This window comes from Saccharopolyspora hattusasensis (genome assembly GCF_050972075.1).
Taxonomy (GTDB): Bacteria; Actinomycetota; Actinomycetes; order Mycobacteriales; family Pseudonocardiaceae; genus Saccharopolyspora; species Saccharopolyspora hattusasensis.
In genome coordinates, this window is the sequence record NZ_JBPCDC010000001.1 from 7,530,002 (window position 1) to 7,550,130 (window position 20,129).

A 20,129-nucleotide genomic window follows, 5' to 3' on the forward strand; every position below is an offset into this window, starting at 1 on the left:
GCGCTCACTTCCGGTTGGCCAACATCCCTGACACGCCCAGGTCTTCGACCACCACGGTGCCGATGTGGGCGGCGAGTCCGGTAGTGAGCTTGTGGATCCCGTCGCGCCGCAGGTTGGTCACGCGGTGGTGGATTCGGTTGCGACGCCGGTTGGCACGTTTCCACCGATTCGACGCCTTCTGTCCCGTACGTTTGCCCGGTCCTTGCCGACGCGACACCGTGCGAGACCACCTGCGCAGCTTTTTCTGAGCCTTGCGCAGGTGTTCCGGGTTGCCCACGGACCCCTGCTCGTCGGTGACACCCGGAACTGGTCGCGAGCACATCGCGAGGTGCGAGATCCCGAGATCCACTCCCACGGTCGCGGCAGGATCAGCGGGTTTCGTCTCGCTGCGTTGGACTTCGCAGGTGAAAGCGACGAACCAGCGTCCACCCTCGAACCGCACAGTGGCCGACAAGATGCGTGCGGTTCCCGTTTCGATACGCCGGGCGAGCTTGCGGGTGGACTCGTGCGTCTTGAGCGTCCCCAGCCTGGGAAGTGTGACGTGGTGCCGGTCCGGTTCGATGCGGATGGTTCCGGTGGTGAACCGCACTGACAATGCTGACCGGTGCTTGGACTTGAACCGCGGAAACCCGACCTTTCGGCCCACGCGCTTGCCGCTGCGGGAGTCGTTCCAGTTCTTCAACGCACGAGCCAGGTTGTCCAGTCCGGTGTTGTAGGACTCTTTGGAGTTTTCCGGCCACCACGCAGCCACCTCGTCCTTGGTGGCGTTCCAGGCGCGCCGAAGACCAGCCAGGGACCAGTTCAACGACGACGTGAGCTGATCTTCGCCGATGCCGTAGGTGCGTTCGGCGGTGCGCTGGTCCAGGTTCGCCTTCACCCCAGCCAACGCCCAGTTGTAGGCCACCCGCGCCGCTCCGCAGTGCGACAACACCGCACGCTCCTGCGTGGGCGTGAGGTCGAGCGCGTACCGGTACGCCTGATGCACCATGCTCACAGACCAGTGACCTCAGCGGTCGCGCACGCGACACCCGCTTCCGCGCGTTTGCGTGCCGACCTGCGCCCGTACAGGCGTGCACACATCGAGGTGAGCACGTCCACCATGTCCCGCACGAGGTCGTCTTTCACTTCTTCTGGGTTGAGCACGACGATCCGACGTCCGGTGGCGGCCAAGGCGGATTCCAGGTGTTCGACACCAAAACGAGCCAACCTGTCGCGGTGCTCCACCACGATCGTGGACACCCGTGGGTCAACGAGGAGTTTCCGCAACTTCGGCCGGTTCCCGTTCAGACCAGAACCGACCTCCTGGTGGCTGCGGTCGGCTGCGCGCTCGTCCCGCACGTCGCCCCGCTGGGTCTTGGTGCCGCCGTGCTGATCGCGCTGGTGGCCGGCTGGGGGACACCGGCCACCAATGGTCCTGGACTGTCGTTGCCGTCGGACCTGTTCGGTAGTGCCGCCGCCGGCCCCGGCGTCGGTCTGGTCCTGCTGGTCGCCGGTGCCGGCGGGATCATCTCGCCGATCCTGGCGCCCTACATCGCTTCGGTCAGCAACTGGACCGTCGGCTGGTACGTCACGGCGGACGCCACATTGGTCGGTCTACTGATCAACCTCGTGCTGGGGTCCGAGCGGTCGTCTCAAACGGCCGCCGAGCGACCACTCATTACCGCCAAGGAGGCATGACGTGTGGTACCGGGCAGGAGTACTGGCCGCGTCTGCTGTGGCTCAAGGAGAACGAGCCCGAGATCTGGCAGCGCGCTGACAAGATCGGGCTGAACACCTATCTCAAGTGGCGGGCTACCGGGCGGTTTGTGACCGAACCCTCGGACGACTTCATCCGGTCGCCCAAGCCCGAGGTCGCCGACCTGTACACCCGCATCATCAAGGCGGCCGGCCTCGTGGAGGACCTGGGGAAGTTCCCGGAACAGACCCGCTCGACCGATATCGTGGGGTCGCTGACCGCTGCGGCTGCCCGCGATCTCGGCCTGCGTGAAGGCGTGCCGGTGCTCGGCGGGTTCGGCGACCTGCCTGCGATCACCGCGGGGGTCGGACGATCCGGCTTCAACGACGTCCACATCTACTTAGGGACGTCGTCGTGGTTGGTCAGCGTCGTGCCCGATCGCAGTTCGCTGGACGCGCCGCTGAACTTCAGCTTCGACGCGGATCGGGAGGGCGCGGTGTTCGCGCTGCAGACCGGCTGCCTGGCCTATGACTGGGCGACCGAGCAGCTGTACCGGGCCGAGAAGGGCGTTCTCGGCGATTCCCTGCACGACTTCCTGGCGAAGGAGGTGGCCTCGGTCGAGCCCGGATCGCTCGACCTCGTCGCGACGCATTGGCTGGCCGGTGAACTGCCGCCGCTGTCCAAGAACGCCAAGGGGATCTTCCTCAACCTGACGACCTCCCACGACCGCCGGCACATGCTGCGGGCCGTCATGGAGAGCATCTGCTACACGCACCGGATGAACCTCGAACGGTTCTCGCGGAGCACCGGCGCCCAACTGGAGAGCATCCGCGTGGTCGGCGGGGGAGTGACCAGTGGGGTCTGGATGCAGATGCTCGCCGACGTCCTCCAGATGCGTATCGAAGTTCCCCGGGCACCGCGCTACACCGGCGCTCTGGGGGCTTACTACTGCGCGATGATCGGGTTGGGCCAGATCGCCGACTACGACTCGATCGTCGACGAGGTGCCCATCGAGCGGGTGTTCACCCCGAACCCGGAAACGAGGCGGTCTACGACCGGCTTTACGACGTCTACCGCCAGCTTTCCCCGGCGCTGCGTGATGTGTTCGACCAGCTCAACGGCAAGTACTGAACCAGTTGGAGCGTGTTTCCACGTGCGTATCGTCATGACCGAGTTCCGCCAGGAGAGCAATTCCTTCAGCCCCGTACGCTCGACCCTGGAGCAGTGGCGCCAGGGAGGGATCCTGGATCCGGAGCAGGTCCACGAGTCCCTGGCGGGCAAGCCCTGCGCCATCGGCGGAATGATCCAGGCCCTGGAGGACCACGCGGCCGACGCTGAAGTCGTGCACGGGACCGTCATGTTCTCGCAGAGCGGGGGCATCGCAGAACAAGCCATGGACCACTACCTCGAGCGACTGATTCCGCAGCTCGAGGCGTGCCTGCCGCTGGACGGGGTGCTGTTGTCGTTCCACGGCGCCCTGCAGACGACCGAGTTCGACGACCCCGAGGCGGAGATCACGCGGCGGGTTCGTGCGATCGTGGGCGACCGATGCGTGATCGCAACCTCGACGGATTTGCACGGCTACATCTCGCAGGACCTCGTCCGGGACGCCGACCTCATCGTCGGGTACCAGACCTACCCGCACGTCGACTTCTTCGAAACCGGTTACCGCACGGCGAAGTTGGCATTGGAGGCGATCGCCGGTGGCACGCTGGAGATGGCTTGGGTACCGATCCCGATGATCGTCTCCGCGTCCGCGTACAACACGCTCGAAGGCCCGTTCCGGGATTTGATCGACGATCATCAGCCTGTTGACCTGCGCAATCTACAAGAACGGCCGTCGGATGCCGAACAGTCGGATCGCGATTTCTCAGCCTTCGACGAGTACCGGCTGGTCGTGTGGGTTGTGATGGAACTGGCCGCCTCCAGCGGTTTAGGCGAGGGACTCAGGCGTTGGGGGTGAGGTCGGTGAGGAGGGTGTCGAGGACCAGTTCTTCTTCGACTGCTTTGCCGGTGTTGCGCAGGGCCTCGGTGAGGTCAGCGTCCCATCGGGCGGTCACCTGGTTGCCGGTCAGGTCGTGGCCGCGTGCCGCGACCGCCAGGTAGGACTCCGTGTCGAAGCGCCAGGGGCGTGCGGGGAAGCGGTCCAGGACGGCATTTGCGATGCGCAGGCCGCCCCAGTCGAAATCGCCGTGGTAGCGGAGTTCGGCTCCCGCTTCGGTCAACAACCGCAGCAGGTGAGTCACCGCTGCAACCGGCTGGCCGTTGGTGCAGATCAGCGGTCGGCATGTGCTCCCGAGGCGGTCGGCTGCGGCCGTGACCACCACCGGGTTTTCGCACACCGACACCAGTTGCTCGGTGAACACAGGGGGATCGCGGACCAGTTGGCGCAAGGTCAACACCACCGGCTGTCCGGCCTCGTGCCAGGCGGCCAGCGCGCGGCCGGTCGGCGTGCGGTCGTCGCCAGGCAGGCCCAAGGTCAACACGGTGCTGGACACGTCGTCACGCAGCAGGCCGACCGAGGCCCATACCTCGTGCCGCCATTCGGAGCCGCTGCCGTTCGGGATGCCTGTCAGAGCACGTGCGGCCCCGAGTGCGAGAGTCGCGAGGGGGCCCTCGTCCAGGGCATGCGCACGACCTGTTACCCGTGCCGCGAAGTGCCCCAGCGGCTCGCCATCGGCAGGCAGGTTCCGAACGACCCCAGCTAGATCGTGCAGAATCGGGCCAGCGACTTTTGGGCTGCCCGCAAGCCTGCGGACCAGGCCAGTATCGCGGATTGCCGAGTACCAGTCGGCGAGTTGCTGGCCGACCACTTCTTCCAGCGGGGCGAACGCATCCTGCCAGGCTCGCGCCAGTTTCGCTGCAACCGCTGCCTTTTCGGACACCGGTCCGGTGAGCGCTACGACCGCGGCCGCCAGGCCATCCTCGCAGGCACCTGATCGGCGCAACACATCGTCGACGGTGTCCAGTAACACCGTTACCTTGCTACCAGCACGTGGGCGCCGTCCTAGCAGCCGGTGCACGGCGGCACGTTGGGCGGCGGTAGCGTCAGCGAGCGTGACCGTGCCGTGCAGGGTTTGGCCGCGTTCCATTCGGGTGCGGATCCGGTTGACCAGCCAAACCAACTCAGGATCGCCGAGCAGCCGTCGCAGCCGATCTTGATCCAACGGGCTACCCCCACAAACCTTGCTGCGCAAGGGAATCCTGCAGGGGTACGCGGGTTCGCGTCGAACCGTCCCATTCCCAGTTCGTCACCAGCACGGCGGGAACCCCGTCCACCCTCGACAACTGCGCGATCCGCAAGCCGGGAACCTCCGGGTAGCAGCCCCATTCGCGTTCACTGGTCAGCACCACGTCGAGGTCGAAGGCGGCGAGCAGACCCAGGTACTTCGCCCGCGCGTTGTCGTCGACGCCGGCGAAAGCCTCGTCGAGGGTGACCAGGCGCGGTGCGTTCGGGTTACCGGCCGAGGCGTAGTGCGACGATGCCGCAGCGAACAGCGGCACGCTGGCGGCGAGCACGCGCTCACCGCCGGAGGCCGGTCCGCTCGCCGATCGCCATTGCCCGTGTTGGTGCCGCTGGATCACGAACCGGTTCCACTTCCGGTAGTCCAGCGCCTCCGTCAGGTGTTCCAACCAGGTTCCGGCCGTGTTCCGGGCGCGGACCTCGGCGATCTGAGCCTGCAGGAACCCGCCGACAGCGGCCCTGTCGTCCGCCGACCACGCATCCGACGTTTGCCGCAGCAGCCGCTCCCTGGCTACCGCAAGCCCCGCTGGGCCGTCCTCCAGCGGCCGCCACAGCAGCCGTAGCTGCATACCGGTGCTGGTCGGTCTGGCCGCCAACTCCTGGTTCATCAGCGCCACCTGTGTCTCGGCCGCCGAGATGAGTTCCTGCAGGGTGCTCGCCACCTCGTTGACCAGGTGGTTTTCCAGGGTTTCCCGTTCCCGTTCGTTGAGCAGCCGCTCCCGGTCGGCGACCTCGGTGGCCAGTGCCTCGGTCAGTTCCGGCACCGACGCCGGTCGGCCCTGGAACTCGATCTCCACGACCACGCCGTCCTCGCGCAGATCAGCGGAAGCCCGGTTACCGTGCCGCGACAGCGTGTCGTGCAGCGCCTTGTGCTCGTTGTTGACGCGGTGCTGCGCCCGTTCCCAGGCGTTGTCGTCGTCGGTGACGTCGGCGAGTTCCTCGTTGACCCGGCGGGCCAGCCGAACCGTGGGGACCGGGGCCCACGTTTCGGCCGCGTCGGGGATCTCGAGCTCCGGCAAGGCGATCGCCAACAGCCCCGTCCCGGCGAACCGGCGGAACAACTCGGCCGCCGTCGCGCGTTCCTCGGCCGCCTCCTTGAGCCGTTCGCCCAGCTCTTCGCGACGCCCCTTGGCCGCCCCGCGCTGCTCGATCGCGCGATCCCGGTCCAGCCCGGTCTGTTGCTGGCCGGATTCGTTGTCCCGCAAGGATTCCGCGACCTCGGCGAGTTGTCGCTGCAGCTCGGCCACCGCCGCGCCAACGGTACTGCTGAGGGTGCGCTGATGTTCGTCGGCGGCAGCGGCCTCGTGCTCTGCCGTGCCCGCGCGGTCAGTCAGCTCTTCAACCGTGGACTCGGCGTGCTCCAAGTCGACCACAGTCTCCCCGGCGTGCCTGTCGGCCTCGCGGACTGCGTCTACCGCTGGCCAAAGGCCCGCAATGACGACGCGGTACTCGCCCAGGGCATTGTCCACTTCGGATAGTTCGGAGCGTGCGGTGGGAAGGCCGGCATCACCAGCACCCTCGTCCAGCGCGGTTCGGGCAGCTTCCTCGACCGCGGTTGAGGTCACGACATCCTGTTCGGCTTTCCCCTGCCGCGCGGTGAGCCGCTGGTGTTCCTGATCAAGTGAGGCCAGCTGCGCGTGTGCTTGACGCAACCGTGTGTCGCTGGGCACCGCCGCGACTTCCTCGGCGAGCTTGGCCTTGCGTTCCTCAAGACGTCGGCGTGCTTCGGCGACTTCGGCGAGCTCAGCCTGCACGCGCGCGAGTTCTTCGCGCAGCTCGCCAAGCCGGGCGCGGCGAGCCGCTTCGCGAGCGCCGCGTCCGATGTAGGTGGCGACTGGTTTGTGCCACGCGCCTTCCAACACCCCGATCTGGAACCGCCCGTCCGGGCTGACCCAGGTCTGTCCGTGCTCACCGAGCCCGATCGAGGCAAGCACGCTCATGACCGTGGCGTCGGAAACCGCGTCGGCGTGCGGGTCGGCTCGGTCCACTGCTGGTTTGAGCAGCGCACTCAAGTTCACCGACGCGGGTTCGCCGGTCCGCAGCAGGACATCGTTGGTGTCGGTGGCCCGGAGCTCGCCGCCTGGCGTTACCCAGGCGTCGAGGATTCCGGCCGCTTCCAGCGCGGCTTCGAGCCCGGCCCGGCGTGCCTCGTCGACGTTCTCGGCGAAATCCACCAGCCGCCATAGCGGCGCACCCGGACGCCCTTCACGGGCTGCGTTGTCCCTCGTGTGCGGAACCGGTGGGGCGCTGTCTTCCCCGCTTTCCAGCCGATCGATCTCGTCGGTGAGTTCGGTCCTGCGCTGCCGACCGGCGCGTTCCTGCGCTTCGAGATCGGCCGCCGCCGCGGCGAGGTCCCCGGCCGCCGCGTGACCGGCAGCGCTCACCGCCGTCGCGGCAGGGTTCGGCCCGGCGAGCGTCTCCACCCACAGCTCCAACTCGGCCATGACCGCGGCAAGATCTGCGAGCCGGAGTTCCGTCGCGTTCTCCAGGTGCTCGCGCACCGCCGACACCAGCTCGACGCCGTTTTCCCGTAACCTGTTGTCGGCGTCGACGCGCCGATCCGCCAGATCTGCGGCTTCCGCGTCGAGCTCTGACACGCGACGGCGGGCAGCCGCGAGTGCCTGCACAGCGTGCTCGACCGCCTGGACCAATCCGGTCACGTGTTTGATCGCTCGCTGCTGCCGAACCGCGAGCTGCTCGGCAGCTCGGCGCAGCGCCGCCAGATCAGGTTGTTCGTCCAGCGGACGATCGATGTCCTCGGTGTGCTCGACGGCAATCCTGGCACGGTCGGCGACGTCGACACCGGAGCGTCGGACGCCGGTCAGGGTCTCCCGCGCGGCGGACAGCCGCTGCATCGCGGCTTGGTGCCGATCGCGTTGCGTGGCCAGCCTTCCGACTGCGAGGTTGCGTTCACCGGCGATCCGCTTCGCTTCGCCTGCCAGCCTTTGTGCATGCTGCCCGGCTAGTTCCAGTTCGCGCGCGCTGCGCATTTCCGGGCTGGCGCGCAGCGCCTCGTCCCGAGCCTGCAGTCGTTTCCGGGTGGTAGTGAGCTCGGTGAGCTTCAACCGGATCGCGGTGAGTTCTTCCTCGGCCCGGGTGAACTCGGATTCCGCCGCACTCAAGTCGCGGCCGACCCGCTCGTAGTTCGCCTGCGCGAGGCGAGGCTGCGCCGCCCGCCGCCGCGCCGCGATCCGCGCGTACCGGCGGTAGTGGGTGAGGAACGACTGCGCGGCATCGCGTGCTTCGACCATCGCGGCCAGCGCCTCGCGGTCTTCCTCAAGACTGCGGAAAGCTTCGGCGACATCCGCGATCAGCGCTTGGTCCAGCATGGGCAACGCTTCGGTTAGCGCCTTGGACAGCGCCTGCTCGCTGGGGCGTTTGGACAGTTGCGGCTGGCGGAGCTGGATGAGCAGGTCGACCAGCGCACTGTAGCGCTGCTCGCCGAAACCGAAGAAACTCTCGTCGACCGCACGCCGGTAGTCCCGGGCGCGGTCGTAGACCGTGCCCTGCTCATCGAGCGCGTCGATCAGCCGGTCCCGGGACAGTGCGGTTCCGGTCGCATCGACCAGCGCCAGGTCATCGCCGATCCGCTTGCTGGTGACGAAGTACCAGTGCCGCGCGATTCCCTTGCCGGACACCGCTTTCAGGCCACAGCCGATGGTCCGGAACACCGGCGCACCTTGCTCGTCGACGCGGCCGAATTCGAGCCAGGTGTAACCGAGACGCTCCGGATGCGGATGTTCGCCGCCGAGCAGCAGGTTCCACTCCATCCGCTTCTTCGGGTCGGCATCCGGCTCGACCCGGTGCGGCGAGAGATCACCATCGAGCAGGAAGGGAAGGGTGAGCGCGAGCACCTTGGACTTGCCCGTGCCGTTGTTACCGCGCAGCAGCAGCCGGCCGTCGCGGAACCAGAACTCCTCGGCGTCGTAGTAGAACATGTCGATCAGGCCGGCACGCAGCGGCTGCCATCGCTGCACCGCGGGTTCCGGCAGTTCTCGGGTCATTTCGCTTCCTGGAGGGTGGGTTCGGCCAGCGCATAGCGGGAGAGAGCGGGCAGCGCAGTGACGAAGCCGTCCGCCCGATCGACCAGCCGCAGCGCCTCCAACCTGCCCAGCGCGTTCTCGGTCAGTTCGACTTCGGCGCCCGGATCGGTTGCGTTGCGCCGCCAGTAAGTGCGGTGCTCGTCGCCCTTGCGCCGGAGATACCGGTGCAGTTCTTCCAGCGGCACGGCGCGGTTGGGGTGCTGGGCGAGGTGCTCGGCGAGCAGCAGTGTCGCGTGACCTTCGGTGCCGCTTTCCGGCATCCGGACGTCGGTGAGGTCATCGAAAGGATCCACCATGGCGATGCCCTCGGCGCGCGCCTCGGCCACCAGACCCGTGAGCTCGGTGATCCGTGCAGTGATGGCGGCACGCTGGCTGGTGAGATACGCGCGCTCCGCATCGTCGAGTCCCTCGTAATACAACACGGGTTCGTCCAGCAGCCGCCGGGTGAGGCGATGCCGGATGCGCTGGTTGCGCAGGTCGTCTGTGGTAGGCGGGATCTCGTAGAGCAGCGCGGCCAAACGGTCCTCGAATCCCTCAGCCGTCACTGTCGACGGGCCACGCGGAGCGGCGAGAAGGGCGGACAGCACGCGGCGTCGCACGTCGTAAAGCGCGTCGCCGGTGTCTTTGACGAACGCCTCCTCGTCCCCGGCGACCCGGGTGAGCACACCTAGGTCGAGCAACAGCCGCACCACCGTCGCCAGGTCGGAGCGCTCCGCCCGGCTGCTCAGGGTGAATTCGACCCCGGCCGTGACGAGTTCGGGATCGGCGGCACCGAGCACGACCTGCTCGGCGAGGCGACCGAGGGTGATCTGCGCGTCGGCGCGTTCCAGCGCGGCCAACGCCAGGCACGTCAGGACGTAGCGGCGGCGACCGAACGGCTGCTTGGACCGCACGTCCCGCGCCGGATTCGTGGTGTCGGTGTTGTCGGCCGGCTGCTTGACGAGCCGGGCGACTTCGCTGTCGATATGCAGCCGCCAGCCGGTGTTGCGGTCGAACCATTCCCGCAGGTCGGGTGCGTACCGGCGGATGAGGACGAACGCGGGATCCGTGGCACGAAGCAAGGGACGCCGCAGCAGGGCCCGGGCGGCACGGCGCATCTCGTCGGCGCGGGAAGCCGACATGGCATCGCCGAGCGCGCTCATGCCTGGTCCGCCTCTCCGCGATTCACAGTGGTGGTTGCGTCCAACCCAATCTCCGGTTGCGTGGTTTCTTGTGGCTGGTTTGCGTCACGGTCCCCTGGGGTGCGTTGAGGAGGACTGAGATTGTCCCAGGGCTACTCATGCGCTTTGCTCCACTTGCACTTCGGCGGTCAGATCGATGATCTCCACCAGGTGATCGGGCCCCCGGAAGACCCCTTGCGGCGTGTGGATCTCGGCTTTCCGGCCGTCATCGAGGGAAGTGAGCCGGATGGTCATGGTGCCATCGGTGGTAGTGGTGATGACCGTATGCTGACCTGGTGCGCGCGCCGCCAGGGCATCGCCGAGCAGGTGGAGGAACAAGCGGAACGCGGCCGGGTCCAGCTCGCCGAGATCGGTGAGGCGCGTCGGGTGTTCGGTCACGAGAGCGCGCCTGGCCGCCGCGGTCTCGGCTGCCTCCTTCGCCGCGAATTCGGCTAGATACTGGCGCTGCGCCGAGCGGTCGACGACCCGGTTGGGCTTGCCGCGACGTTCATAGCTGCCGGTCTTCCGCAAGCGCGGACTGATCTCCAGAGGAGGTGCCTGCGCCCATGGAGTGTTCGCCGGAACCGGGTTGTCCGCTTCGTCGTTTTCCGCAACCAAGTGCCGCGACGGCGAAAGCCCGAACGCAGCACGCCACAGCCGATGCATGTCCTCCTCCCTGGGCGCCTGCGCGAACCAGCGTGCCAGGCTGCGGAAATCGGCGGACCGGTCGGAACGCCCGGCGCGGCGCTCGTTGAGCGTCGCCACCACCTGCAGCAGTTGTGGAATGGCCGTGCGAGCCCGGGCGCGAAGCAATTTGGCCTGACTGGGATGCTGCGGCTCGCTGATGAACCAGCCCCGGAAGCCACGCCAACGGTCAAGCCAGCGCAGCCGCCCGCGTTCGAACTCAACCTGGCGCGGATCGTCCCCATCCTCGCCCACGCCGGGGGCGGCATCGGCGGCTTCCCGCTCGGCAGCCACGTCCAGCAACCGCGCGACGCCGATCTGCTCGATGTTGCCGACCAGCGCGGCGATCTCTCCGCCGGTGGCGACCAGATCCTTGATGAAACGCTCCAGATAGTCGATCAACCGGTCTTTATAAGCACGAAAGGCGTCCAAGTCGGCGTCGTGCAGATCGATGGTGCGCTGCAGCGAACTCATGAAGGCTTGCGCGTTGTCGGCGAGATCGGTGAAACGGTCGACGAGCGATCGCAGCGACAAATGCACCTTCGCCGGATCAGGGTCATCCTGATGCACCAATTCCAGCAATGCGCGGAGCTGCGTTGCGATGTCCGTGAGTGCAACGGCCTGCAGAGCCCCGCGCCTGCCAAGGGCCTCGTCGTAACTCGCGAGCGCCTGCTCGGCAGCCTCGCCCGCATGCGTGAGCTGGTAGAGGAACCGGGCGCGGTGGAAGTCCTCGACCGTGGTGACGCGGCTGGTGTCCGGATCGGAGCGAAGATTCCCCCAATCCACCAGCCTGGAAAGCGCATCGACGATGGACGGCAGGTCCCCACCGATAACCTCGTGGACATCCTCGGGCCGAAGGTGAACGATGAACCGAAGCTTGGCCCGCACGAAAGAGCCCATGATCCGGCGGTAAAGCTCAGCATTGGGCGCACTGAGATGAGCGAAAGGACGAAAATCGACCTCACTCAAGCCTGTACCCCTCTCTCGAAGACCGCATTCGAGGGTACGGCAAGCCCTCGGGAATGCCACCGCCACCCTCATCGATTCCGTGGGCGGCCTTGGCCGGGAGCGCCGAGGCACGGTCACGCCGTGTTCGCGGTAGATGCGGCGGACCTTGGCGCACACCCCGGGGCGACTTCATCGGCAGGCGCTCCTTCTGGGAGCGAGCGAGTGACTGGCTGGCCGGTGCGGAAGTTGTGCCAGATCGCGGCGGCCAGGGCCAGCACACGCTGGGCGACGCGCACGCTGACACCCTCGACCGTGCGGGCGCCGTGTTGTTTCAGGCCCAGAACAGCCGTGAGCGTTTTTGGGTGCCATAGCACCCAAAAACACTCACGGGTGTTCTCTGCTTACCGAGGGTGTCCAGGTCAGTATTCACAAACGGATCATGGACGCCCTCGCCTCATGCCGGCAGGAAATTGGACTTACTCGTCTAGGCCTGGTGGAGCACGCCCGAGCGGGCGGTGCCCCAGACGGGGATGTCCCGCAGTTCGGTCGGGCTTACCTGGTAGGGATCCTCGTCGAGGATGGCGAAGTCGGCGAATTTGCCCGGCTCCAGGCTGCCCGCGGTGCGCTCCATTCCGAGCATGTGCGCGGCATCCACCGTGATGGCGCGCAACGCGCGGTCAACGCCGATGCGCTCACCCGGGGCGAGCACGGTTCTGCCATCGGCCCCGAAGCGGTTGACCGCCACCCAGGCCGCGGTGAGGGGGTGCATTGGCACCGCGACGAGGGAGAAGTCTGAGTGGAGGGCGAACGTCACGCCCTCGCGCTCCAGCGACCCGAGCCGTCCCACAGCCTCTGACCTGTCCGGGCCGTAGCCGTGGTGGCTGTGCACGTGGCTGCGGTAGTGGACGAAGTAGCAGTTGACGCTGGCTTGCGCGCCCAGTGCCTTCATCCGCCGGGCCTGGTCGGGCGTGCTGATGCAGTAATGCTCGAGGGTGAAGCGGTGATCGAAGCGAGGACGGGCGTTCTGCAGTGCCGCCAGCGCATCGAGTGCGGCGTCGATGCTCTCGTCCCCGTTGGCGTGGCAGTGGATCGGAATGCCCGCTTCCCAGAAGGGAAGCATGCGTTCGTGCAGCTGCTCCCATGGCACGTCGTTGCGCACGCCGTTGCTGAGATCGAGATAGCCGGGGAAGCGCACGCGCAGGGACATGGCGGGGAACGAGCCGTCGGCGAGGAACTTGACTCCGTGGAAGAAGAGCGTTTCGCTGTTGCGCCCGTGCCGCTCGGCCAAGTGGTGGGTGGCCTTGGCGCCGTGCTGGTCGTGGAGGGTCATCTCGTAGGAGACCAGCGCCATCCGCACGGGTGTGGTGGGATCGTTGAACGCGGCGTCGTGAATGCGCCACTCGTGCTCGGGGTCGGTCAGGCCGAACAACAGCTCCGCAGTGGTCGTGACGCCCGAGTGCACGGCGAGTCTGGCCATGTCGCGCAGGCCTTGTTCTCCGGTGTCCGCCACGAGATCGGCGGCCGAGCGGCCTACGGCGGCCTTGTGCGCGGCGAGCTCGATGAATTGGCCGTTGAGCCGGCCATCGTCGTATCGTCCGACGCCGTGCACGGTGCTGTCCTCGCCGACGTGCGTCGTCTTCAGCGCGGCGCTGTTGGCGTACAGGAAATGCGGTGCATAGGAGATGATGAACACCGGCCGATGACCCACCACCGCGTCCAGTTCGTCGCGATGCAGGTGTCCGCCTTGGATGGCCGGGTCGAATCCCCAGGCGACCAAGGTCTTGCCGGGTGGCATCTTGTCGTCGAGGGCGCGCAGTTCCGCCACGACGCTCTCGCGCGTGGGGTGTCCCGGGTTGGTACCGCACGGACCCGGCGAGTCGATCGGGCCGACGTAGGGCACGCCGAGGTAGCCGGAGGAGAGCGCGAAGTGGGTGTGCGGGTCGATGAAGCCCGGCATGATGACCTTGTCGCGCAAGGTGTCGTCCACCTCGTAATCGTGCCGGTCGAGCCACGGCTTCATCGATTCGATACTGCCGGTGGACAGCACTCGGCCGTCCATGACGGCGACGGCGGACGCACTCGGACGTCCCGGGTCCATGGTCAGCACGCGCCTGGCGGGGAAAACGGTGATCTTGGGGCTCATGAGGACATCGCTCCAGGGTGGAAAGCCGAGTTGGGGTCGGAGAGAGAGCGGCGAGAGGTTTCGGGAATACGCCACGCCGCGACGAGCGCGACAACCGAAGCGATCACGAGGTAGTAAGCGGGCGCCAGCGGGTTACCGGTCGCCCCGATCAGGAACGTCGCGATGAACGGTGCCGTTCCGCCGAACACCGCGTAGGCGAGGTTGTAGGTGAGCGCGGAGGCCGTGTAACGAACCCGCGTGGGGAACAGCTCGACGAGCATCACCGCGGTCACGACGTTGCAGGACACGGCACCGAGTGCCAGCAGCAGTTGGCCGATGACCGCCATGGCCAGCCCGCTGCTCCCGGCCAGCAGGAACGCGGGAAGTCCGCCGACGACCAGGAGGCCGGCGGCGGTGAACATGGTCATGCGCCTGCCGACCCGGTCCGAGATGCGGCCGACGACCGGGCACAGCGCAGCCGCGAACAGCAGGGCGAGCACATTGGACAGGAGCGTGGTCGATGCGTTGTGGCCCGCGGTGACCTTGAGATAGGTCGTCATGTAGGTAGTGAACATGTAGAACGACAGCGCGGTGGTGCAGATGAACAGCCCGAGTTTGGCCATGGATCGTCCGTGCGATCGCAAGGCTTCCCGCACCGGTGCCGAGGCGACCGCGTCGTTGTCCGATACCTGCTGGAAATCCGGTGTCTCGTCGAGCTTCTGACGGATGTAGAAGCCGCACACGCCGAGCGGTGCCGCGATGAGGAACGGGAGTCGCCAGCCCCACTCGGTCATCGATGCGGCGCCGAGCGCGCCGCTGCACGTGAAGGACACGATGCCCGCTGCGCCGAACGCGGTGAAGGTGCTCACCGGGAGGAAGCTCGAATACCAGGCGCGCTTGTCCGTGCGGCTGTGCTCCAGTACGAACGCGCAGGCTCCGGCGTACTCGCCACCGGTGGAGAATCCCTGCACGCAACGGATCAGCACGAGCAGGATCGGCGCGACGATGCCGATCGTGGCATGGGTTGGCAGGATGCCGAGGGCGACCGTGGATCCGGCCATGAGCAGGATGGTGATGGCCAGGGTGCGTTTGCGGCCGATGCGGTCGCCCAGCGCGCCGAAGTACGCCCCGCCGATGGGACGCAGCGCGAAGGCCACCGCGAACGCGGCGAAGGTCTTGAGCAGACCGGCCGTCGGGTCGTTGCTGGGGAAGAAGTTGGTGGCGATCTCGGTGGCGAGGAAACCGTAGAGGGCGAAGTCGAACCATTCGACGAAATTGCCGATGGATGCCGCGTAGATGACCTTGCGCAGCATCTTCGCTTCTTGGGCGTCTTGCTTTGTCATGGCACCTTCTAGGTGGCTGGTGTGTTCCGGGAAGTACCCGGCAGGTGCCTCGAACTTCGAGGCTCAGCGTGGACTGGATTCGATCGGCGACCGTCTTTCCGGCCGTTTACGGCGATCTCAGCCCTGCAAGATTTGTCCGAATTCGGTCTTTTGATGAAAATGAGGCCGTTCGACACCAGTCACCTAGGGTCAGTTGCTGGTGAAGACGCACTCCTCAGCATTGACAGCGCACTGAATCTCGCGGACCGCCACGCGCGAAGGGTCCTCCGACGCGTAGTCGAGCGCGCCCTCGAACCAGGCCTCGAACAGGTAGCAGGCCCTGTCGACGGATCGCGTCGAGCCTGCTACCGGCAGCAGCGCGGAATGCGCCACCCGTACCTGCAGCACACCGTGGCCGGGGTCAAGTTCGTCGATCTCGAAGCGTCCCCATCCGCGGCGGCTCAGGCGGTCCAGGTAGTGCCGCACGATCGCGGCTCCGGACAGCCCGAGGCGCGTGGCCTCGTGGGCGCACCAGTGTCGCGCCGAGCGGCGGCCGGCGCCGCGGAACAGCTCGGCGGAGGAGTCCCGGCCGACGTTCCGCTCCACGGCATCCAGGTTGTTCACGAGCAGGTGCTGAGGCACCAGCACCATGGGCAGACCGTCGACGCTCCACCTGCCTGTTTCGGCATCGACCTCGACCGTTACCGGCAACTCACGTGCCCCGGGGTTCTGCATGCAGAAATAATACAGAGCGCCTAAGATGGGTCAAGGTCGCGAAATCGCTATGCCAGGATGGTCGACATGGGACGGCGGCAGCGGACGCAGATGGAACGGGCCTATGCAGAGATCAAAGCGCGATACATGACGCTGCGCCTCGCCCCCGGCGAGTGGGTCGACGACATGCAGCTGAGCCAGGAGCTGGGGCTGAGCCGTACGCCGCTGCGCGAAGCGCTGTTCCTCCTCGCTTCCGAGGGGCTCATCCAGGCCCAGGCGGGCGGCGGCTTCACCGTGCGACCGCTGGACATCGCCGGCATCAGCAGCCTGTTCGAAGCGCACATCGTCACCGCGAAGGCGATCGCGAGACTGGTGGCCATTCGCGCTCTCCCCGAGGAAATCACCGAACTCCGCGAGGCCGATGCGCTGGTCAACGACGGGATCCGGCGACGGTCCGCGCCCGATATCGCCGAGGCCAACGCCGCGCTGCACAACCTGGAGGCCCGAATTGCGCGGAATGAGTACCTCTCGGCGCTCGCCGCCCGGATCTACGACGAGGGGCAGCGGCTGGGTTACCTCGCGTTCGGTGGCGCGGAGGACTGGAACGCCAGCCGCCTCGATGACCACTTCACGCGGGTCAGCCACGATCACTCCGCGCTCATCGACGCCTACCAGGCCCGCGACCCGGAGAAGGCGGAAACCGTTGCGGTGAATCATGTTCGCCTGTTCCGCGAGCGCATCCTCACCTACATCGCGTCCAGCGGCGCCGACGAGGTCGACCTCGGCGGCGACGTCATGACGTCGGTCCACCTCACCACCGAGGACCTGCGACGGGCCATCGCGGATGGGAAGCGGCGAGAAGCGGGCGCCTGACCCGCGGACCCCGGTAGGAGAAAGCGCTCGGCCGACGTGCAGCCGGCCGAGCGCAGCCGACAGTCGAGTGAAAATTCGGGGTCGCCGGAAGAGTGCCGATAGCTTGGCGAGGCCCTCGGAGACCACGAATTCGAACGCAGATGGCCGAGGTACGTTCGAGCGGATCGGCGAGGAACAACAACGGTGGAGTGTCGGCGGACGAATCGCTGAACACCGTTTGCGGCCACCGCTACGGGCGACTCGACGTCGGGCCGATCGCCATCCGAGACGACACACGAGACGACCGGCCGGGGACAAGGATGCTGGATCCCTGGCCGGTCGTTGCGAGGAGGACACGTGCAACTGCTCCTGCGGATCGGCTTAGCGCTGCTCGCACTTGGCGAAGGCATCCCCACGTTGTGGGCCGCGCTCGCCCCGTTGTCGTTTCACCTCGGCTTCCCCACTCCGGAGCTCGCGTGGCTGACCGGGTTCCCGCCTTTCAACGAGCACATGACGCGCGACTTCGGGCTGATCGGGCTCCAGTTCGTGCTGATCGTGGCATACGCCGCGGTGTCGATGCGGTGCACGTTGGTTCGCGTGGTCTTGGCAGCCTCGCTCGTCTTCAACGTTCCGCACCTGATCTACCACCAGCACCACGGTGCGACCGGTAACGCGGTGCAACTCCAGGTGATTTCCCAGGTCGCACCGATCGCACTGGCCGTCCTACTGCTGATCACCAACGAACTGGCGAACCGGCCGACACCACGAGAATCCACCGCGGAACAGGCGTGACCGCTGACTCGCGTCGGCAGGGCACCACCGTGACGGCCACGACGTCGTGCCGGCCAGTGGGTGCTCGAGTGTCACCAGGCCGACGACGACGGCCGGGCACCCGGCCCCGAGGTAGAAGGCCAAGCACTACAGGATTGGGCCAATCGTGCGAATCTTCGTCGTCGTCCTCATGGACGGCGGTGTGGTCGCCGATGATCGGTTGCGGTTCTGGAACAGGTCGCTGGGGAACGGGAGGAACTTCCGCTGGGACAGCCGAGGAACGGGCAGGACCCCCTCCTTTCGGGGTTTCACCCGTCGCACTGCCGACTTTGCCAGGATTGGATTTCCCGATCCGGCGGCGCTCGGGGGCACGTGCCGAACCTGCGTCGCCAGCCGTATCCGCCGCAGCACTACCCGGCGCTCCCGCCGCACTACCCGGTTCCGCCGCCGCAGCCGTACTTCTTCCAGCGGAAGCGTTGGCAGGAGCAGGCGAAGCGGGTTGTCCTCACCGTGGTCGCGCCGTGGATGGCGGCGCGGTTCCTGCTCAAGCCGGAGACCGGTGAACGGGTTCGTGACCGGAAGCTGGTGCTGCTTGCGTCCTTGCGCGCGGTGTTTGTCACGTTGGTGGTGGCGGCGGTCGTTGGCTTCCGGCGGACGGGGGGCGTGCTCGTCGGCTCGCTGCAGGTCTTTGCGCACATCTGGTTGCCTGCCGCGGTGCTCGTCCCGGTGCTGTTCGTCGGGCTGCTCGTGGCGACGCGGTCCGGTCAGCGGAGCAGGTTGTTGCCGGGGGCGCTGCGGATGCTGTGGCGGCTGCTGCTCGGCGCGGTCTGCCTCTCGTTGTCGTTGCTGGTGTTGGGGCAAATAGCCGATGAATCCCCGTTGGTGGAGCGCGGAACGCTGCGCATCGTGGAGGACGGCCGCGTAACGGACCGCTACTACGAGACCACCCGCGACGGGGACGGCAACCTGATCACCCGCTTCGACAACGGCGACAGGGTTTTCTCCGATGAGGAGGAGGGCAACGCGCTCATCGAGAGCGTCGGGGCGCTGATCAGCTACGTCTGGTTCCCGATCTTCGGTTGTTGTGCCGTGTACTGGGCGGCGCGGTCCGGGCTGTGGCTGGGCGAGGTCCATCCGTTGCTCGGGTTGATGAGTTCGGTCGTGCTGATGTTGCTGGTCACCGGGCAGGGGGTGGCTGAGCTCGGCTCCGCGGGAACGTTGTTGCTCGTGCTGGTGGGTTGTGGCGTTGTCGGGACGCTGGTGCTCGCGGTCTTCGAGTTCAGGCGGGCCCGGGCGGTCGGATTCCGGGTCCGCAGCGGGCCGGAACCGGTGCAGCAGGACTGCGGCGCTGCGTCACCCGATGCTCCGACGTTGCCGTTCGGACTTCGGGCACTCGACCAGCTTCCGGAAACCGGTGGAAATGCGGGGGTTTCGGCGCAGCACCGGCAGCGGGCGGGACGCATCGCGGCAGGTGCCGGCAACGCGATCGCGGTCGTGGGACGCAGGATCGCGAGGCCGTTTGGCCCGATCGTCCGCTTCGTGCGGCGAAAGCGGGTGGCACGCCAGGTTGATGCGGCCAAGCCACGAATGTTCGCCGTCGTGGTCTTCCCGTGGTTGACGGCCAGATACCTGTTCAAGCCCGAGGTCGGCCCGCTGCACCGGGATCGGTTGCTGGATCGGCTCGGTTTTTGGCGCACGGTCGCCGGTTTGGTCGTCGTCGTCGCCACCACGATCAGATTCCGGGGCCCGTCAGATCTGTTCTGGGACCTGGTGGGGAAGGGTTATGCCACCATCGGGCTCGCGGTGTTCATCGCGCCATTGCCGATCTTGATGGCACTCGATGCGCGGCGGAACGGCTACGGCCCCCAGCTGTGGCCTGGGTTCGTGCGGATGGTCAAGCGGGCAGCACTCGCGCTGATCGTGATTCCGCTGCCGCTCGGGATCATCGTCGGCGTGGTGTTGCTGGCCTTCTTAGCGGCTTGGCTGACCTTCGTCGTGGCTTTGCCGGTCATCCTGCTGGGCGTAGCCGCGCTGCTGTGGTGCGTGCCGTTCGTGGTGTGCACGTTCTTCTGGGCCGTGCGCACCAGCGTGTGGATGAGCGAGGTCAACCCGTTGCTCGCGCCACTCGCGGGCACCGCGTTCGCGGTGTCGATCAGCATCCAGGAGCTCGTCGGCGGCGACACCAGGAACGTTCCGCCCGCGTTGTGGCTCACGCTGAACATCTTCGGACTGATCACCACGGTGTTGCTGGGAACCGCCGAGTACCGGCATGCCAAGGCGCTCGGCTACCGGCTGCTGCGCTTCCAGGAGGCGGTTGCGGCGCCGGTCGATCCACCGCGGCCGAGCTCGGGGTTCGTCCGCCCGGTGCTGCGTGATCTGGGCCGCTTGGCCCGCGAGCACTATCGCTACATCCGGCAGTACGACCGGTAGGCGGTCCGCCCAGGTCGGCGAGCCCTGGTTCGCGGTTGCGCACCGCGCCTGCGACCCCGTCTTCGCGCATGCCGCCGCCACCGGCCGCCGCCCCGTTGCTGGCCAACTTGTTCCGGCCACCGATGGACAGCCCGATCATCCCGATCATCCCGGTTGCTCAGGGT

Annotated in this window: 14 protein-coding genes and 1 pseudogene; 5 read left to right on the forward strand and 10 right to left on the reverse strand. The window is 67.1% G+C overall.

Annotated elements, in window-relative coordinates:
- Positions 1-4: 4 nt before the first annotated feature.
- Together tnpB and ACRXBZ_RS35830 are read right to left on the reverse strand one after the other, a co-directional pair.
- Positions 5-988 (reverse strand): IS607 family element RNA-guided endonuclease TnpB, encoded by a 984-nt coding sequence (tnpB, locus tag ACRXBZ_RS35825; RefSeq protein ID WP_433884079.1) that lies wholly within the window; start codon positions 986-988, stop codon positions 5-7.
- A 2-nt stretch (positions 989-990) separates the two neighbouring features.
- Entirely contained in the window at positions 991-1,338 is a 348-nt protein-coding gene (locus ACRXBZ_RS35830) for an IS607 family transposase (protein ID WP_433882844.1), read from the reverse strand.
- On the opposite strand from ACRXBZ_RS35830, the gene ACRXBZ_RS35835 reads away from it, so the two are divergent.
- Both ACRXBZ_RS35835 and ACRXBZ_RS35840 read left to right on the forward strand, forming a co-directional pair.
- Positions 1,306-1,677, forward strand: a complete 372-nt coding sequence (locus tag ACRXBZ_RS35835) for an MFS transporter (protein WP_433884175.1) — start codon at positions 1,306-1,308, stop codon at positions 1,675-1,677. The two genes, ACRXBZ_RS35830 and ACRXBZ_RS35835, sit on opposite strands and share 33 nt — an antisense overlap.
- Complete coding sequence (locus ACRXBZ_RS35840; protein WP_433882845.1) at positions 1,674-3,638, forward strand: M81 family metallopeptidase; 1,965 nt, start codon at positions 1,674-1,676, stop codon at positions 3,636-3,638. Before ACRXBZ_RS35835 ends, ACRXBZ_RS35840 begins: the two co-directional genes overlap by 4 nt.
- Here the strand turns inward: ACRXBZ_RS35840 and ACRXBZ_RS35845 are convergent.
- The 8 genes and pseudogenes from ACRXBZ_RS35845 to ACRXBZ_RS35880 form a co-directional block, all read right to left on the reverse strand.
- Entirely contained in the window at positions 3,622-4,872 is a 1,251-nt protein-coding gene (locus ACRXBZ_RS35845) for a TIGR02679 family protein (protein WP_433882846.1), read from the reverse strand. The genes ACRXBZ_RS35840 and ACRXBZ_RS35845 overlap by 17 nt on opposite strands.
- The gene (locus ACRXBZ_RS35850; protein ID WP_433882847.1) at positions 4,847-8,923 is read right to left on the reverse strand and encodes a TIGR02680 family protein; all 4,077 of its coding nucleotides are present in this window, start codon (positions 8,921-8,923) and stop codon (positions 4,847-4,849) included. The genes ACRXBZ_RS35845 and ACRXBZ_RS35850 overlap by 26 nt, the downstream gene beginning before the upstream one ends.
- On the reverse strand, positions 8,920-10,104 hold the full coding sequence (locus tag ACRXBZ_RS35855) for a TIGR02678 family protein (RefSeq protein ID WP_433882848.1): 1,185 nt from the start codon (positions 10,102-10,104) through the stop codon (positions 8,920-8,922). Before ACRXBZ_RS35855 ends, ACRXBZ_RS35850 begins: the two co-directional genes overlap by 4 nt.
- A 135-nt stretch (positions 10,105-10,239) precedes the next feature.
- Positions 10,240-11,775 (reverse strand): TIGR02677 family protein, encoded by a 1,536-nt coding sequence (locus tag ACRXBZ_RS35860; protein WP_433882849.1) that lies wholly within the window; start codon positions 11,773-11,775, stop codon positions 10,240-10,242.
- Positions 11,776-11,966: 191 nt separating this feature from the next.
- Positions 11,967-12,095, reverse strand: a pseudogene (locus ACRXBZ_RS35865) (IS982 family transposase); the annotation flags it as partial.
- 143 nt (positions 12,096-12,238) lie between these two features.
- On the reverse strand, positions 12,239-13,897 hold the full coding sequence (locus ACRXBZ_RS35870; RefSeq protein ID WP_433882850.1) for an amidohydrolase: 1,659 nt from the start codon (positions 13,895-13,897) through the stop codon (positions 12,239-12,241).
- Complete coding sequence (locus ACRXBZ_RS35875) at positions 13,894-15,219, reverse strand: MFS transporter (protein WP_433882851.1); 1,326 nt, start codon at positions 15,217-15,219, stop codon at positions 13,894-13,896. Before ACRXBZ_RS35875 ends, ACRXBZ_RS35870 begins: the two co-directional genes overlap by 4 nt.
- Before the next feature lie 189 nt (positions 15,220-15,408).
- Positions 15,409-15,933, reverse strand: a complete 525-nt coding sequence (locus ACRXBZ_RS35880) for a DUF5943 domain-containing protein (RefSeq protein ID WP_433882852.1) — start codon at positions 15,931-15,933, stop codon at positions 15,409-15,411.
- 66 nt (positions 15,934-15,999) lie between these two features.
- Here ACRXBZ_RS35880 and ACRXBZ_RS35885 point away from each other — a divergent pair, with 66 nt between their 5' ends.
- The 3 genes from ACRXBZ_RS35885 (at position 16,000) to ACRXBZ_RS35895 (ending at position 19,965) form a co-directional block, all read left to right on the forward strand.
- Complete coding sequence (locus ACRXBZ_RS35885) at positions 16,000-16,785, forward strand: GntR family transcriptional regulator (protein WP_433882853.1); 786 nt, start codon at positions 16,000-16,002, stop codon at positions 16,783-16,785.
- Positions 16,786-17,121: 336 nt separating this feature from the next.
- Complete coding sequence (locus tag ACRXBZ_RS35890; RefSeq protein WP_433882854.1) at positions 17,122-17,556, forward strand: hypothetical protein; 435 nt, start codon at positions 17,122-17,124, stop codon at positions 17,554-17,556.
- A gap of 351 nt (positions 17,557-17,907) precedes the next feature.
- A complete protein-coding gene (locus ACRXBZ_RS35895) occupies positions 17,908-19,965 on the forward strand; it encodes a hypothetical protein (RefSeq protein ID WP_433882855.1) in 2,058 nt (685 codons plus the stop codon).
- Positions 19,966-20,129 lie beyond the last annotated feature (164 nt).